General features: G+C 70.4%; 11 protein-coding genes and 3 pseudogenes. 7 read left to right on the forward strand and 7 right to left on the reverse strand.

Going from position 1 to position 16,084, the window contains the following annotated elements; genetic code table 11:
* Positions 1-7 precede the first annotated feature (7 nt).
* From ABEB28_RS08330 to ABEB28_RS08350, 5 genes are all read right to left on the reverse strand, one after another.
* Complete coding sequence (locus ABEB28_RS08330) at positions 8-1,714, reverse strand: thiamine pyrophosphate-binding protein (RefSeq protein WP_345727397.1); 1,707 nt, start codon at positions 1,712-1,714, stop codon at positions 8-10.
* On the reverse strand, positions 1,711-2,622 hold the full coding sequence (locus ABEB28_RS08335; RefSeq protein WP_345727398.1) for an SDR family NAD(P)-dependent oxidoreductase: 912 nt from the start codon (positions 2,620-2,622) through the stop codon (positions 1,711-1,713). Before ABEB28_RS08335 ends, ABEB28_RS08330 begins: the two co-directional genes overlap by 4 nt.
* Positions 2,623-2,728: 106 nt before the next feature.
* On the reverse strand, positions 2,729-4,090 hold the full coding sequence (locus ABEB28_RS08340) for an aromatic ring-hydroxylating oxygenase subunit alpha (RefSeq protein ID WP_345727399.1): 1,362 nt from the start codon (positions 4,088-4,090) through the stop codon (positions 2,729-2,731).
* Positions 4,091-4,107: 17 nt separating this feature from the next.
* Positions 4,108-4,947 (reverse strand): SDR family NAD(P)-dependent oxidoreductase, encoded by an 840-nt coding sequence (locus tag ABEB28_RS08345; RefSeq protein ID WP_345727400.1) that lies wholly within the window; start codon positions 4,945-4,947, stop codon positions 4,108-4,110.
* Complete coding sequence (locus ABEB28_RS08350; protein ID WP_345727401.1) at positions 4,944-6,545, reverse strand: SMP-30/gluconolactonase/LRE family protein; 1,602 nt, start codon at positions 6,543-6,545, stop codon at positions 4,944-4,946. Before ABEB28_RS08350 ends, ABEB28_RS08345 begins: the two co-directional genes overlap by 4 nt.
* Positions 6,546-6,680: 135 nt before the next feature.
* Here ABEB28_RS08350 and acuI point away from each other — a divergent pair, with 135 nt between their 5' ends.
* From acuI to ABEB28_RS08365, 3 genes are read left to right on the forward strand one after another with little or no spacing between them, the layout of a single operon-like run.
* Complete coding sequence (acuI, locus tag ABEB28_RS08355) at positions 6,681-7,664, forward strand: acrylyl-CoA reductase (NADPH) (protein ID WP_345727402.1); 984 nt, start codon at positions 6,681-6,683, stop codon at positions 7,662-7,664.
* Between the two features lie 10 nt (positions 7,665-7,674).
* Positions 7,675-8,856 (forward strand): FAS1-like dehydratase domain-containing protein, encoded by a 1,182-nt coding sequence (locus ABEB28_RS08360; RefSeq protein WP_345727403.1) that lies wholly within the window; start codon positions 7,675-7,677, stop codon positions 8,854-8,856.
* Positions 8,853-10,526 (forward strand): class I adenylate-forming enzyme family protein, encoded by a 1,674-nt coding sequence (locus tag ABEB28_RS08365; protein WP_345727404.1) that lies wholly within the window; start codon positions 8,853-8,855, stop codon positions 10,524-10,526. The genes ABEB28_RS08360 and ABEB28_RS08365 overlap by 4 nt, the downstream gene beginning before the upstream one ends.
* Before the next feature lie 49 nt (positions 10,527-10,575).
* On the opposite strand, the gene ABEB28_RS08370 is transcribed toward ABEB28_RS08365, so the two are convergent.
* On the reverse strand, positions 10,576-11,004 hold the full coding sequence (locus ABEB28_RS08370; RefSeq protein ID WP_345727650.1) for a nuclear transport factor 2 family protein: 429 nt from the start codon (positions 11,002-11,004) through the stop codon (positions 10,576-10,578).
* Between ABEB28_RS08370 and ABEB28_RS08375 the strand changes: the two are divergent.
* Positions 10,922-11,202: pseudogene (locus ABEB28_RS08375) on the forward strand (aldehyde dehydrogenase family protein). The gene ABEB28_RS08370 and the pseudogene ABEB28_RS08375 overlap by 83 nt on opposite strands.
* A gap of 60 nt (positions 11,203-11,262) precedes the next feature.
* Complete coding sequence (locus ABEB28_RS08380) at positions 11,263-13,617, forward strand: tetratricopeptide repeat protein (protein WP_345727405.1); 2,355 nt, start codon at positions 11,263-11,265, stop codon at positions 13,615-13,617.
* Positions 13,618-13,625: 8 nt separating this feature from the next.
* Here the strand turns inward: ABEB28_RS08380 and ABEB28_RS08385 are convergent, their stop codons facing one another.
* Positions 13,626-14,423, reverse strand: a complete 798-nt coding sequence (locus tag ABEB28_RS08385) for a CoA transferase (protein WP_376981112.1) — start codon at positions 14,421-14,423, stop codon at positions 13,626-13,628.
* Between the two features lie 24 nt (positions 14,424-14,447).
* Here ABEB28_RS08385 and ABEB28_RS43065 point away from each other — a divergent pair.
* Positions 14,448-15,633: pseudogene (locus tag ABEB28_RS43065) on the forward strand (thiolase C-terminal domain-containing protein).
* Positions 15,630-15,986 (forward strand): annotated as a pseudogene (locus ABEB28_RS08395) (SDR family NAD(P)-dependent oxidoreductase); the annotation flags it as partial. The pseudogenes ABEB28_RS43065 and ABEB28_RS08395, both read left to right, overlap by 4 nt.
* Between the last annotated feature and the right edge of the window lie 98 nt (positions 15,987-16,084).

Genomic DNA, 16,084 nt, shown 5'->3' on the forward strand with positions numbered 1-16,084 from the left:
GGTCACGTCACTGTGTCCCTTCGGCGTACCAGGTCCGGAACTCGTCGTAGCTCGGCATCTCTTCCGAGTTCGCCTTCGGGTCGATCACCACGTGGACGACGGCGGTCTTGCCGCTGGCGTAGGCGCGCTTGATCGCCGGGGCGATGTCCTCGTCGCGCTCCACGTACTCGCCGTGGCAACCGAAACCCTCGGCAACCTTGTCCAGGCGGGTGTTCGTGCTCCAGTGGGTGCCGGTCTCCCGGGAACCCTGGCCGAAGGTCCTCTTGTAGACGCCGACTTCGAGTCCCCAGGAGTAGTCCACGCCGACGACGCACACAAGAGGCAGGTTCAGCCGGGCGGCGGTCTCGAGCTCCGCGACGTGGAACAGGAACGACGAGTCGCCGGTGATCAGCATCAGCGGACGCCGCCCACCGTCGGCCACCCCGGCGCCCACCGCGTAGGGCAGGCCGGTGCCCAGGTGCCCGAAGTTCTGGTTCCAGATGACGTCGTTCGGCTTGGCCTGGGAGTACGTCCAGCCGAAGATCGTCGTCGCGCCGCCGTCGCGCACCATGATCCCGTCCGCCGGGAACACCTTCGTCGCCTCGACGATCATTCGGGCGGGGTGCACCGGCGAGCGGCCGGACGGCGCGCTCTCGGCCAGCTCGGCGAGGCGCTCCGCGTCCTTCGCGATCCAGTCGGCCAGCGCCGGTGCCGCCGTGCGCGGCGAGTCCGCCAACGCGTCGACGAGCTGCGGGACGATCGCGCGCAGGTCGCCGACGAGCGGAACGTCGATCGGTCGGTTCACGCCGACGGCCTGCGGGTCCTGCTCGACGAGGATCCACTTCCGGTTCGCCTCGTTCGGGATCCAGTGCCGGCCCCGGCCGTAGTGCACCGGCTCGCCGAGCTCGGTGCCGAGCGCCAGGCAGAGGTCGGACTGCACGACCGCATCGACCGCCGACGGCGAGAACCCGTACGGGAACGTGCGGTCCTCGCACCCCTTGAGGTACGAGGTGCCGCCGGACGTCTGGATGATCGGGCAGGCCATCGCGTCGGCGAGCGCGCGGACCGACTCCCCCACTCGTGCGGTGTGCACACCGTGCCCGACCAGCAGGATCGGATGCTTCGCCGCCCGGATCAACTCGACCGCCTCGGCGATCCGCTCCGGCCCGGCGGTCTGGTTCACCAGCCGGTACGCGGACGGCGGCAGGGCCGGGGGCACGTCGAGCTCGGCCTGGATGACGTGCGACGGGTACTCGACGTACGCCGGGCCCGGTGTTCCGGACAGCGCCGCCCGTAAGGCTTGGCGGAGGACCTCGTCGGTCTGGTCCGGGTACTCGATGCTGGCGGAGTACTTGACCGACGGCTCGACCAGCTCGGCCTGCTTCACGAACTGGATCCGTCCGCGCCGCACCCGCTGCTCGGTGATCCGGGCGCGCTGGCCGCCGAGGAAGATCACCGGCGAGTTCTCCACCTTCGCGCACATGATCGCCGGCGCCAGGTTCGCGATGCCGGGCCCGAGCGTGCCGATGCAGACCGCGGGTCCCCCGGTCATCCGGGAGACCGCCTCGGCCATGAAGCCGGCGGACGCTTCGTGGTGCGGCGCGACGACGCTCCAGCCCCGCTCGTCGGCGAGGTGGAACATGTGCACGAAGTTCGGGTCGGGGATGCCGAAGAGCGTGTTCACGCCCTCGGCTTCGAGCAAGTCCAGGATGCGTTCGTAAACCTTGACCGTCATGAGGTCCTCGCCATTTCGAAACTACGCTGGATGTGGTCGACGAACGCCGACGGGACGACCGGCAGGGTCCACGGGTCGCTGGTGTCGCGGATCGTGGAGATTTCGTCGGCGACCTGCTCGATCGACCAGGAGGGCCGGTACACACCCCGGCTCTCGGCGACCCAGGCCCGCGCGACCCGGCCGGCCATCGTCACCAGCACCTCGCCGCTGATCGAACAGGACTCGTGTGCGAGCCAGCCGACGACCGGAGCCGTCAGCTCCGGGTCCATCGGCGGGTACGCCGACGTGTCGAGCCCTTCGGCGAGCCTGGTCAGCGCGCCGGGGGCGATGACGTTGGACTTCACGCCGGAGGCCGCCCCCTCGAGCGCGGCCACGTGGGAGAGCCCGATCACGCCCGCCTTCGCCGCGCTGTAGTTCGCGACCTGGTGGTTGCCGTAGAGGCCGCCGATCGAGGAGGTCAGCACGATTCGGCCGTACCCGGCCGCGGCCATCACCGGGAACGCCGGCCGGACGACGTGGAACGCACCGCGGAGATGGACGTCGAGCACGGCGTCGAAGTCCTCGTAGGTCATCTCCGTCAGCGGCGCCCGCCGGTTGTTGCCCGCGTTGTGGACGAGGACGTCGATCCGGCCGAAGTGCTCGATGGCCGCGGCGACGATCGCCTGACCGCCCTCGGGCGTCGCCACCGACTCCGTGCAGGCCACGGCCTGCCCGCCGGCCTTGTCGATCTCCCGGACGACCTCGGTGGCCGGGCCGTCGTCGGCCCCGTCGCCGCTGATGCTGACGCCCGGGTCGTTGACGACGACCTTCGCGCCCTTCGCGGCGAGCAGCAGGGCATAGGCCCGCCCCAGGCCACGTCCGGCGCCAGTGACGACGGCGACCCGGTCGTCAAAGCGCAGTTCGCTCATGAGCGCAGCTCCAGAGCGTCGAGGACGTCGAGGCACTTCGCTCTCAGGGCGTCGTCGCGGTCGATCTCGGGCGTCTCGGTCGGTGCGCAGTTGTGCATCGGGTTCCTCAGGTCAGGTCGGTCGGTGCGCCGGTGCCCATGTACTTCGCGAGGTTGTGGTGGAGATTCGCCACGCTGCGCTCGCTGTACGGGTTGGGCTTCGGCCCGGAGAAACCCCGCGACTTCATGCCCTTCTGGACGGCCGCCATGTTGGAGAAGTCCTGCGGCAGCACCGTCCGCCAGTTCGGGTCGTCCTCCGGGGTGTACTCCCACTCGGTGGCCGGCTCCTGGCCAGCCGGGTAGAGCTGGTACACCGCGACCTCGAAGATGCATTTGTCGGGGTCGTAGCCGTAGGGCCGGGCGCTGTAGCAGAGCATGTTGTTCTGCCCGTGCCCGATCTGGAAGTTCGGGAAGATCTGGAAGGCCGTGCCGGACTTGGCGGCCACCTCCGGCGGGATCGTCGGCCAGACCACGCCTCGCTCGGCGTCCTCCCGCCGGGCGGTCGCCATCCAGTACTGCAGAACCTCGGGCGGGGGCGTCCCCTCCGGAAGCTCCTGCTCCAGCCGGTTGGCGACCTCGACGAGCGTCTCGGTGGTGTTGGTGTTCGCGTTCTGCCAGATGAAGTTCTGCATCACAGCGGTGGACACCCGGGCGTCCGCCCCGCCGGCGATCCGCACCTTCCCCTGGTTGCCCTCCAGGCCCTTCGGAGCCTCGAAGCCGATGTTGCTGTGCTTGCCCTGCGCCTTCGCCCAGCCGAGGTTCGCCCCGAACTGGTTGAACTCGGGGTGGGTGTAGGGCACGTGGTAGATCTCCATGAAGGCCTCGAGTGCGACCTTCCAGTTGCAGTCGAAGACCAACCATCGACGCCACCGGTACCGGAAGTTCTCCAGCTGGTATGGCTCGAGCAGGCCGGCCGCCGGCTCCAGGTAGTCCCGCAGCGGCTCGCACTCCGGGTCCAGGTTGATCCAGATCCAGCCGCCCCAGGTGTCGACCTTCACGTTCGTGAGCCGGATCTTGTCGTCGGTCAGCCCGCACGGCCAGTCCTGCTTCTCGGCGACGAACGTGTTCTCGCCGTCGAGGTTGTACCGCCACCCGTGGTACCCGCAGACGAACCCTCGGCCGCGCCCCCGGGCGTCGTGCTTGCCGGGCGGGGTGTCGAGCAGCCGACGGCCCCGGTGGGAGCACACGTTGTAGTACGCCCGGAACGTGTTCGGCCCGCTCCGGACGACGATGATCGAGTCGTCCAGGATGTCGTAGGTGAGGTAGCTCCCGACCTGCGGGAGCTCCTCCACCCGCCCGACCTGCTGCCAGACCTTGGCCCACAGCTTGTCGCGCTCGGCCCGGGCGTACTCGGTGGAGATGTACGCCTCCACGCCGATCGTGACCGGCTGGGACAGCGCCTCGGTGGTCTTCTCAACCGTCTCGGTCATCCAGTCTCCCGAAGAAGTCAGCGCGTGATCGCTGCGCGGAATCCCTCGTCTTTGAGGAAGAGGGATGTGTTGTCGGCGCCCAGGTGCGTCCACTTGAGGTTGAGACCGCCGTCGACCAGGAGCGTTTGTCCGGTGAGGTAGCTCGACAGGTCGGAGAGCAGGAACAGGATCGGCCCAGCCTGTTCCTCCGGGCGGCCACGGCGACCCATCGCGATCGCACGCTGATCACGCTCGGCGTCGTGGTCGACGTAGGCGCCGGACGCGGGGGTCTCGGTCACGCCGGGCGCGACCGCGTTCACCCGGATCGCGTACGGCGCCAGTTCGACCGCCATCGTGCGGGTCGCCGCGACCACGGCGGCCTTCGCGGTGCCGTAGGCGATGTGCAGCGGCGCGGTGTTCATCCCGCTGATCGACGAGATCGAGACCAGGGACCCCGGGCGGCCCTGGGCCTTGAGTTCGGCGGCGACCGCCTGGCTCATGAAGAACATCGTCTCGAGGTTCTGCTGGAACAGCGCGCGCCAGTCGGTGCGGGTCACGCGGGTGGCGGGCATCCAGGTTGCCGGCGCGGCTCCGCCCGCGACGTTGACCAGCCCGTACAGCGTGCCATCCGCTTTGGTCGCGGCCTCCAGCACGGTGGCGACGCCGTCGTCGGTGGACGCGTCGGCGGCGACCGGCACCACCGACAGCCCTTCGGCCGCCAGTGGCGCGATGTGCTTGTCGAGGTTCTCCGGCGAGCGGCTGACCGCGATCGCGGTCGCCCCGGCCTCGGCGACCATCCGCGTCACCGTGGTGCCGATCCCGCCACCGCCGGCACCGGAGACGACGACGACGCGCCCGTCCAGTCCGAGGATGCTCATCGCGTCCCCTCCTTCAGTGCCAGGACGCTGCCGTCGCCGTCCGCGGAGACGTAGAGCGTCCCGTCCGGCCCCGCGGCGATCCCGGCGAACGGCCCCTCAGGCCCGGAGAAGGGTTGGAGCCCGAGCAGCGGCTTCGGCGTGACGCCGGGCGGTGCCCCCACCGGGAGGTCTCGCGCGATCGTCTGCTGCGCCTTGCTCCCGAGATCGACGCTGATCAGCGTCTTCGCTCCGACGTCGAGCACGAAGAGGCGGCTGCCCTGGACCACGATTCCCTGCGGCCGCTCCAAGCCGTCGACGACGGTGTCGACGCCGGAAGCGGTGACCGCGACGATCCGGCCCGCACCGGACTCGGCGATCAAGCAGGTCCCGTCCTCGGCGAACGCGACCCCGACCGGCTGATCCAGTCCGGCGGCCAGCTCCTCGAAGTTGCCGGACCGGACCGCAACCACCCGGCCCGCGCCGAACTCGGCCGCGACGACGTCCCCTCCCGGTCCGACCGCAACTCCGTAGAGCTGGTCGAGCCCCTCGGCCAGCACGTCGCTCTCGCTGCTCGCCGGCCGGTAGCGGGTGATCTGACCCAGGGACGTGGTGACGAGGAACTCGCCGTCGCCGGACGCCGTCACCCCGCGGACGTAGCCGGGGTAGCCGGGGCTGAAGAGCATGCCCACCGTCTCCGGCGCGGCGCCGGCACGCAACTCGTAGAAGTTCGCCCCGTCGGCGACGTAGAGCCGGCCGTCGGCGCCCACCGTCAGGTCGAGCGGCCCGTTCAGGCCGGCGGGAAGAGTCGGCCGGGTGGTTCCGTCACCGAGGATCTCGGTGATCGCACCGCTGAAGCTCGAGACGAACAGCCGGTCGCCGACGAATGTCAGATTGTCGATGCCGGGTGCGAGCGTGGCCAGCACCGTGCTCTCGCCGGAGCGCGGGTCGATGCGCAGGACCTGACCGCTACCGCACTGCGTGGAGACGATGTAGCCCGCGGGGTCGAACTTCACCGCGGAGGGACCGCCCAGATCGCCCGCGACCCGCTCGGGCTCGCCGCCCTCCGGATCGACCTTCCAGATCTCGTTCGTGCCCAGCAGCGGGTAGTAGAGCTTCCCGTCCGGGCCGGCTTCCAGCGCGTTGGGCATCATTAGCCCCTCGAGCAGGACTCGAGGAGTGCCGCCGTCGAGCGGAAGCTCCAGCAGGCGCCCGCCGATCCGGCATTCGTCGACGAACAGCCGACCTTGGTGGAACGTGATGCCGTTCGCGCCGGGCAGGTCGTCGCGTAAGACCCGGGTGCGGCCGTCGTCGCTGCGGACGCTCACCCGCCCGTCGTAGTACTCGGTGATGTAGAGATCGCCGTTCGCGTCGAAGGCCAGGTCGTCGGGCGCGACGATCTCGCTGCCCTTCGCGCTGATGGTTTCCAGTTGCCCGGTCTCGAGGTCCAGCGCGCTGATCGAGCTACCGGATACCTGGGCGATGTAGATCCGGCCGTCCACGCCGGTGCGTAAGCCGTTGGCGCCGAACAGCCGGCTCGGTGGGGTGAGGCGTTCCAGGCTCCACCCATCGGCGAGGCCGGCCGGCGTCGCGCCGGTGAATCGTGACCGCTGCAAAACCATGGTGACGGACTCCCGGCAACGTCGTCGTTAGCATGGGGCGCCCTCTTGATATCACAATCATTGCAAGGATTCATTAGATAGGCTCAGGCCGATCCCGGCCCCCGGGAGGCAGACCCAGAAGGGACCCGCTCACCGATGTTCTCGGCGTTACTCATCACCAAGGACCAGACCGAGCAGTCCGTCAGCGTCACCGAGCTGGCCGAGGACGCGCTCCCGGCCGGCAACGTCGGGGTCGCCGTCGAGTACTCGACGCTCAACTACAAGGACGCGCTGGCCATCACCGGGCGCTCCCCGATCGTGCGCTCGTTCCCGATGGTGCCCGGCATCGACCTGGCCGGGGTCGTCACCGACAGCTCCCACTCCGCGTGGAAACCGGGTGACCGCGTCGTCCTCAACGGCTGGGGCGTCGGGGAACGGCACTGGGGCGGCCTGGCCCAGCGTGCCCGCCTCGACGGGGACTGGCTGATCCCGCTGCCCGCCGAGCTCACGACCCGGCAGGCGATGGCGCTGGGCACTGCGGGCTACACCGCGAGCCTGTGCGTGGAGGCGCTGCTCGCCTCCGGCGTGCGGCCGGACCAGGGCGAAGTACTGGTCACCGGAGCGACCGGCGGGGTGGGCAGCGTGGCGGTCGCCCTCCTGGCCCGAGCCGGCTACACCGTCGCCGCGTCCACCGGCACGACCGCCGAGGCGGAGTACCTCCAAGGGCTGGGGGCCACGTCCGTGCTCGACCGCGCGGAGCTGTCCGGCCCGGGCAAGCCGCTGCAGAAGGAGCGGTGGGCCGGCGTCGTCGACTCGGTCGGCAGCCACACGCTCGTCAACGCCTGCGCGCAGACCCGGTACGGCGGCGCGGTCGCTGCCTGCGGCCTGGCCCAGGGGATGGATCTTCCGGCCACGGTGGCGCCGTTCATCCTGCGGGGCGTGTCCCTGCTCGGCGTCGACAGCGTGATGGCACCGCTCGACCGTCGGCGCGCGGCCTGGGACCGGCTCTCCCGGGACCTGGACCCGGCCGCGATCGAGGTGATCGCCTCCGAGATCCCGCTCTCCGACGCGATCGCCACCGCCGGTTCCCTGCTGGACGGCGCGATCCGTGGCCGCGTCGTCGTCGACGTCAACCGCTGAGGAGTTCTACATGAGTGAGAAGGCACCGGAGCTGGATCTCACCGACGTCGACCACCGGGTCGGCCAGCCGGTCGGGGGCGGCCAGCTGTGGGATCCCTGCAGCTCGTCGGATGTCCGGCGCTGGGTGATGGCGATGGACTATCCCAACCCGATCCACTGGGACCAGGAGTTCGCCCGGGAGTCGAAGTTCGGCGGCCTGATCGCACCGCAGTCGATCGCGGTCGCGCTGGACTACGGGCACGGCGCCCAGCCCGCCTGCGTCGGCTACATCCCCGGTAGCCACCTGATCTTCGGCGGCGAGGAGTGGTGGTTCTACGGCTGCCCGGTCCGCCCGGGCGACCAGCTGTTCCAGCAGCGCCGGTTCCACGACTACAAGGTCGTGGACACCAAGTTCGCCGGGCCGACGATGTTCTCCCGCGGCGACACCACCCACACCAACCAGCACGGGACGCTCGTCGCGAAGGAGCGCTCCACGGCGATCCGCTACCTCGCCGCCGAGGCCGAGAAGCGCGGGCTCTACGACGCCCAGTTCGGCACCGTGCGGACCTGGACGGGCACCGAGCTGAACGAGATCGAGAAGGTGCGCCATGAGTGGCTCCTCTCGAACCGCGACGGGGTCTCCCCCCACTTCGACGAGGTGAACGTCGGCGACCGGCTGCCCCGGCGGGTGATCGGCCCGCACAGCATCGCCAGCTTCACGACCGAGTACCGCGCGTTCCTGTTCAACATCTGGGGCACCTTCCACTGGGTCACCCCGGCCGGCGTCGAGGACCCCTGGGTCTACCAGGACCCGGGCTGGGTGGAGGGTTTCGCGTTCGACGAGGAGGGCGCGAAGATCGACCCGCGCAAGCGCGACGGCTTGTACGTCGGCCCCTCGCGCGGCCACATCGACAGCGAGAAGGCCAGCGAGGTCGGGATGACGCGCGCCTACGGCTACGGCGCGACGATGGGCGCCTGGTGCACCGACTACCTCTCCTACTGGGCCGGGCACGAGGGCATGGTGCGCCACTCGAAGGCCAACTTCCGCGGCCCGGCTTACGAGGGTGACGTCACGTACTTCGACGCCGAGGTCGTCGGCAAGGAAGCCGAGTCGTCGTGGGGCGTGCCGCTCGTCCAGGTGAAGCTGCGCCTGACGAACCAGGACGGCACGGTGCTGGTGGACTGCACGGCCGAGGTCGAGGTGCCGCGATGAGTCTCTCCATGACCTCCGGGCCGCCGCTGGCCGACGAGCCGGGGCTCGGCACGCTGACGCTCCCCGGTCTGCTGCGCGAGACGACCGCCCGCTACGCCGACCGCGAGGCGCTGGTGCTGCGCGAGGCGGACGGCGAGATCCGCTGGACCTACGCGGAGCTGTGGGACCGGGCGGTCTCGGTGGCCCGCGCGGTGCGCGCGTCCGGCCTGGGCAAGGACAGCCGGGTCGGCGTCCTGATGACCAACCGGCCGGAGTGGGTCGCAGCGGTGTTCGGCATCTCGCTGGCCGGCGGCGTCGCGGTGCCGCTGAGCACGTTCTCGACGCCGTCGGAGCTCGACTACCTGCTCCGGACGTCGGGCATCTCCTGGCTCTTGTTCGAGCGCGAGGCACCACGCAAGGACTTCCTCGACGCGCTGACCACGCTCGAACCGGCGATCACCACCGCCGCACCGGGGGCGCTGCGCTCAACGACGTACCCGTTCCTCCGCGGCCTGGCGGTGCTCGGCTCCGGCGCGGGCGGGGCCGTCGAGTCCTGGGACGAGTTCCTGGAGCGGGGCACTTCCGAGCCAGTGGAGCTCGTGGAGGCGACCGCCGCCACGACCAACCCGAGCGACGCCGCGCTGCTGCTGTTCTCGTCCGGCTCCACCAGCAAGCCCAAGGGCATTCTCAGTGCCCATCGGGCGGCGTCGATCCAGTGCTGGCGGTTCGCCCGGCTGTTCGGAGTGCGGCCCGAGGATTACGTACGGTGCTGGCCGGCCAACGGGTTGTTCTGGTCGGGCAACTTCGCGATGGCGCTCGGCGCGACGCTCTGCACCGGCGGCGCGCTGGTCCTGCAGCGCGGCTTCGATCCCGCCGAAGCCCTCGACCTCATGCAGGCCGAGCGGGTGACGATGCCGTTGGCCTGGCCGCACCAGTGGCCCCAGCTCGAAGCGGCACCGAACTGGTCCGAGGTGGACCTGAGCAGCATGCGGTTCGTCGACGGGAAGTTCGCGCTGGCGAAGCACCCCACGGTGTCGAGCAACTGGTTCGAGCCCGGCCACGCCTACGGCAACACCGAGACGTTCACGCTCACCACCTGCTTCCCGGCCAACACTCCGGAGGAGGTGGGCGCCGGAAGCAGCGGAGAGCCGCTGCCGGGCGTCACGGTGAAGATCGTCGACCCGCTGACCGGCGCGGTGGTACCCCGCGGCGAACACGGGGAGATCTGCGTCAAGGGCCCGACGTTGATGCTCGGCTACGTCGGCACGCCGCTCGACGAGACGCTCGACGCCGAGGGGTACTTCCGGACCGGCGACGGCGGCCGGCTGGACGACCGTGGCCGGCTGTTCTGGGAGGGACGGCTCACCGACATCATCAAGACCGGCGGGGCGAACGTCTCGCCGCTGGAGGTGAACGAGGTCCTCGCGCGGCACCCGGGCGTCAAGGTCGCGTACACGGTCGGCGTCCCGCACGACACGCTCGGCGAGGTGGTCGTCGCCTGCGTGGTGCTGCACGAGGGCGCGGCGGAGGACGCCGATGGCCTCATCGCCTACCTGCGGGAAGAGCTGGCGAGCTACAAGGTGCCGCGGCACGTGCTGTACTTCCGCGAGGACGAGATCGCGCTCACCGGCAGCGCGAAGATCAAGTCCGGGGATCTGCGCGAGCTGGCCGCCAAACGCCTGAACGCCTAGCGCCTGAACCCCTAGCGGTCGACGACGGAACGATGTGGCGTCGGGCTCGCTATGACGAGCCTTCCGCCACCTCGTTCGGCGACCCGAGCGTGCTCAGCAGCGCATGGGTGTCCTGTGGGAACACGCGGATCTCGCTGATCAGCCCGTCGGTGAAGCCGAACAGCTCGACGACGTCCACGGTCGCCACCCGGCCGGACTGCTTCGCGGTCCAAGTCTGGGTGGTCACCTGGACGACGGTGCCGCCGCACCCGTGGATCCGGGGCTCGTCGATCGTCCGGTCCCAGTGCTCGGCGAAGAGCGAGCCCATCCGGCGGACACCGTCCAGACCGGAGTGCTCACCGCCGTGCGGTAACGAGGCCGGTTGCTGGATCCGGATCTCCGGGATCTTCGGGCCGGTGGCCTGCGTCCTGCCGTTCGACTCGTTGGACGAGGTCGCGGCACGGTCGAACGACAGCCCGTACGGACTCTCCGGCGGGATCTGGACTGCGACCTCGGCACCGCCCACCGGCTGGCCGGGATGCTGCAGGTCGGCACGGTGTGGGTGAACACGATGCTGCTGTTCGACCCGGCGGTCCCGTTCGGCGGCTACAAGGCCAGCGGGTGGGGACGCGAGATGGGCGGGCCAGGCGTCGAGGAGTACCGGAACGTCAAGTCCGTCTGGGTCGATCTCGCCTGAGTACCCACCTGCGGCAGCCAGCACCTGTCGCCTGTGGCTCACTGCCCTTACCCTGCGTGCATGGTCGCGAGGAATGATGCGACCGCGGCAGCGGGTGGGGGCAACCGGTTCGAGTGGGACGTGGCGCTGTCGTTCGCCGGCGCGCAGCGTGCCTATGTAGAACGGGTAGCGGCTGCGTTGCGCGCGGCGGGAGTGCGGTGTTTTTACGATGTCGACGAGCAAGTCGCGCTCTGGGGTGAACACCTGGCCGAGGTGCTTCCGGCGATCTATGCCGAGCGAGCACGGGCCGTTGTGCTCTTCATCTCGGCGGAGTACGCGGCGAGGCAATGGACGCGCTTGGAGCGTCGCTCCGCGCTCGTTCGCGCGGCCCGGGAGCAATCGGAGTACGTGCTGCCGGCGCGTTTCGACGACACCCAGCTACCCGGAATACTGTCCGACTTGGTGACGGTCGACCTCCGCAGTCGCTCTCCGGAGGAGTTCGCCGACCTGGTCGTGGACAAGCTCTCCAAGCTGGGGCTTGGGAGCGCGGTCCCTCCCAAGCGCGCACGGTCGGTCGCGGTCGTTCGGGGCCTGCCGCCGCGGAACCGATTGCACACCGGACGCGAAGCAGTCTTGGAGAGGGTCGGCGGTGCGCTGGAGACCGGGCCAGTCGCCGTGGTCGCTGTCCAAGGCATGGGTGGGGTCGGAAAGACTCAGATCGCGTTGGAGTACGCCCACCGGGGGGTGGCTTCCGCCAAGTACGGCTTTGTCGGCTGGATTCGCTCTGAATCCCAGCTGACGCTGGTCGAGGACCTGGCCGGGCTCGCGCCCGCGCTGGGCGTGCCGGTGACGGCGGACCTGGACGAGACGGTCGCTGCGGTCCGCGCAGCGCTCGGGGCCCAGGATGCGTGGCTGATGGTGTTCGACAACGCTCCGGACGCCGTCGCGCTCCGACGATGGCTGCCGGACGGACCCGGCCATGTACTGATCACCTCCCGTGACCGGGGTTGGCGTCGCGTCGCAGAGCCGATTGAGGTAGAGCCATTCACCCGAGGAGAGTCGATCGCCTATCTGCAAGCGGCGACCGGCAACTCGGCCACCGGCACTACCGTGGACGCGCTCGCCGACGAGCTCGGCGACCTGCCGTTAGCGCTCGCGCAGGCAGCGGCCTACATGGACCGTCACCGACTGTCGATCGGGGGCTACTTCGCGCTCTATCGATGGCAGGCGGAGGCTGGTCGGTGGCTCGCGGAGCCGCTGGAGGACTATCCGGCCGGCGTTGCGACAACGTGGCTGATCCAGCACACCGCCCTCGCTGCCGCGGATCCGGCGGCGTTACAGCTTTTGCGGCTGTGCGCGTTCCTCGATCCTGACGAGATCGACCTTGGCCTTCTGCTCTCCCGCCGGGAACAGTTGGCCGGAGATCTTACCTCGGCGCTGGCGGACGCAGCCGGAGATCCGGCGAGCATCGAGGCCGTGATCGGTGCGCTGACGAAGACCGGGTTAGTGACTCGGCTGGACGACACGCGGCTTCGCTTGCACCGGCTGATCGCCCTGGTCACCCGACACCAACTCGCCGCAGACCGGGCTGAGGCGGCATGGGCCTCGCACGCTGCTCGGCTGATTCACGTGCTCTTCCCCGATCAGCCCTGGGACCACCCCCATTGGCACACCGTCGCCCGGCTCGCCGCGCACGCCACCGCGGCAGCCGCGCACGCAGCGCGAACGGCGACAGCCGCAGGCCAGGCACCGCCGGACGAGGCCGGCGCGGTGTTGAGTCTTCTCGGCGCCTACCTCGGGGAACGCGCGGACTATTCCACGGCGTCGGCTGTGCTCAGCCGGGCGTTCGCGCTGACCGAAGCCACCCATGGGCCCGAGCATCCGGAAGTTGCCCGCACTCTCGGCAACCTCGCTCTCGTCCAGAAGGCACTCGGTGAGCACGAGGCAGCTCGCGCCAGTCTGGAGCGGGTGCTCGCGATCTTCGAAGCCGTGGACGGGTCGGACCATCCTCGAGTCGCTCGCACGCTGAACAACCTGGGCAATGTCCAACGCGAGCTGGGCGATCTCGATGCCGCCCTCACCAACCTCCAACGCGCCCTCGCCATCGAGGAGAACGCCTACGGACCCGACCACCCCGAAGTCGCACGCACCCTCGGCAACATCGGCAACGTCCAACGCGACCTCGGCCAGCTCGATGCCGCCCTCACCAACCTCCAAAGCGCCCTCACGATCCAGGAAACGGTTTACGGGCACGACCACCCCGACGTCGCCCGGGCCCTGGCTAATCTCGGCTGCGTCCAGCAGGCTCGCGGCGATCTCGACGCCGCCCACAGCAGTTTCGAGCAGGCCCTCTCGATCTTCGTGTCGGCCCTCGGCGCGGGACATCCCGACGCATCCTGGGTCCAGCGCCTCTTTGACGGTTTGGCGGACCCCTGATCGCCTGGTCAGCTCTCGGACTCACAGCGCGGGGCAGCGGCGATCTTCGCGTCGAGTAGCGCGGGGATGTCGGAATCGGGGGTTCCCAGCTCGCGGAGGATCTCCACGGTGTGCTCGCCGACGCCGGGCAGCAGCAGGCGCGGCCCGGCACCGGCGTCCGGTCCGTACCGCACCAGCGGGCCGACCTGCTCGAAGTGGCCCCAGTCCGGCGTGGCGTAGCTGATCGCCCGGCCGAGCTGACGGTTGACCGGGTCGTCGAGGACACCGCGCCGGAATCCGTCGCGGTCCAGCGGCGCGACCGGCTCGGCGACTGCGCCGAGAGTTCGCAGGCGCTCCACCCAGGTGTCGGCCGATGCAGTCGCGAACGCCGCAGCGGGCACCGCCTCCGCCCGCCGAGCCTCGTCACCGCCGTGGCCCCGCCCAGCGTCCGCGTGGCCATCGTCGCGGCGCGCGTCCGCGTCACGGCCGTCGGTCCGCCTCGCGCCGGCGCGTAGCGGCACGTAGGACGTGGGGAGTCCGTCTACCTCGGGCAGCGAGGCGAGCCGCCCCCACGACTCCCGGTCCGGGATGACCAGCGCGAACCAGGCCCCGTCACCGCCTCGGTAGAGCCGGTAGCCCGGCCCGTACCCGGTCTGCTCGGCGTCGAGCTCCGGGCCGCGTACCAGCCGATCGTCCCGGTGGAACACTCCACTGTGCAGCAGGCAACCGGCGCCCAGCAGGCTCGTCACCCACGTATCTCCCGAGGCGGTGACGATCGGGGCGATCGTCGAGATCGGCTTCGAGCCCGGCCCCGGCGGGGTCAGCATCCCCAGCTTCCTGGTCGTAGCTCCGTGAGCCGGACCGACGTGCTCGAACGCCGAGCGGTGATCTCCGGCGTCGGCCAGTCCGCGATCGGCAGGCAGGTGGAGCGCTCCGGCCTCCAGCTCACGCTCGACGCCGTCCTCGCCGCGGTGGCGGACGCCGGGCTGACGATCGACGACATCGACGGGCTCGCGATGTTTCCCGGCGGCGGCGCGGCGAACGTGCCCGGTTACGCGAACGGCAATCTCTGCGAGGTCCAGGACGCGCTCGGGCTGGCGACCCGCTGGCGGCAGGGCGTCGTCGAGGGCATGGCGCTGCCGTTCTACGGGCCCGCGCTCGCGGTGGCCACCGGTCAGGCCCGGCACGTCGTCGTCTGGCGGACCGTGAAGGAAGGCAGCGCCGCCCGCAGCGGCGGCGGTCGCCCGGCCTACGGCTCCACCAAGCCCGTCGCGGAGGGGCCGCTGGCCTGGCTGTTGCCGGTGGGCATGCTCTCCCCGGTCTGCCAGGTGGGCCCCCTACGCGACCCGCTACCTGCACGAGTACGGCGTCCGCCGGGAGCAGCTCGCCTGGATCCCGGTGACCCAACGGGCGTCGGCCGCGCTCAACCCGGCCGCGGTGTACCGGTCACCGCTGAGCGTCGAGGACTACCTGGCGGCCCGGATGATCTCCTCGCCGATCTGCCTCTACGACTGCGAGGTCCCGGTCGACGGGGCGACCGCGATCGTGGTGTCGGCGGCCGAGACCGTCCCGGACCTGCGCGCTCCGGTGCGGATCGAGGCGATGGCCGGCGTCGTCGAGGACCGTCCGTCCTGGGAGCAGTGGCGCGACCTGACGCGGGTCGGGCACGGCACCGCGGCGGCGATGTGGGCCCGCACCGATCTGCGCCCGGCCGACGTGGACACCGCACAGCTCTACGACGGCTTCACGATCGAGGTCGTCTGGTGGTTGGAGGCGCTCGGCTTCTGCGGCACCGGCGAGGCCGGCGACTACGTCGACGGCGGAGAACGAATCGCGCTCGGCGGCGAGTTGCCGCTGAACACCTGGGGCGGGCAGCTGTCCGGCGGACGGCTGCACGCCGCGTTCGGCCACACCGTCGAGGCGGTGCGCCAGCTCCGCGGCGAGGCCGGGAACCGCCAGGTGGCGGGTGCCGAGGTCGCCGCGGTGACGAACGTCGGCGGGTACGAGGCCGGCGCGGCCCTGCTGACCCGCCGTTGACCACAGGGAGGCACAACCGTGGAGCGTCCAGGACGAGTCGAGAACAAGGTCGCGATCGTGACCGGTGCGGGTCGACACCCGGGCCGGACATCGGCACCGGGAAGGCGACCGCGGTCGTCCTCGCCCGCGAGGGCGCGAGCGTCCTGCTCGTCGACCTGCACGCGGACCGGGCCGAGGAGACCAAGCGGATGATCACCGAGGAAGGCGGCGTCGCCGAGGTCTTCACGGCCGACGTGACGACGTCCAGCGGCTGCGAGTCGATGGTGCGCGCCGCGGTCGAGGCGTTCGGCACGCTCGACGTCCTGGTGAACAACGTCGGCCTGGCCTCGCTCGGCACGGTCGTCGGCACCACCGAAGAAGCCTGGGATCGGGCACTCGACCTCAACCTGCGCAGCGCGTTCCTGGCGTCGAACTTCGCGGCGAAGGGCGGTTTGCTCGCGCTGACCGTCGA

It is taken from the genome of Cryptosporangium minutisporangium, from assembly GCF_039536245.1.
Classification (GTDB): Bacteria; Actinomycetota; Actinomycetes; order Mycobacteriales; family Cryptosporangiaceae; genus Cryptosporangium; species Cryptosporangium minutisporangium.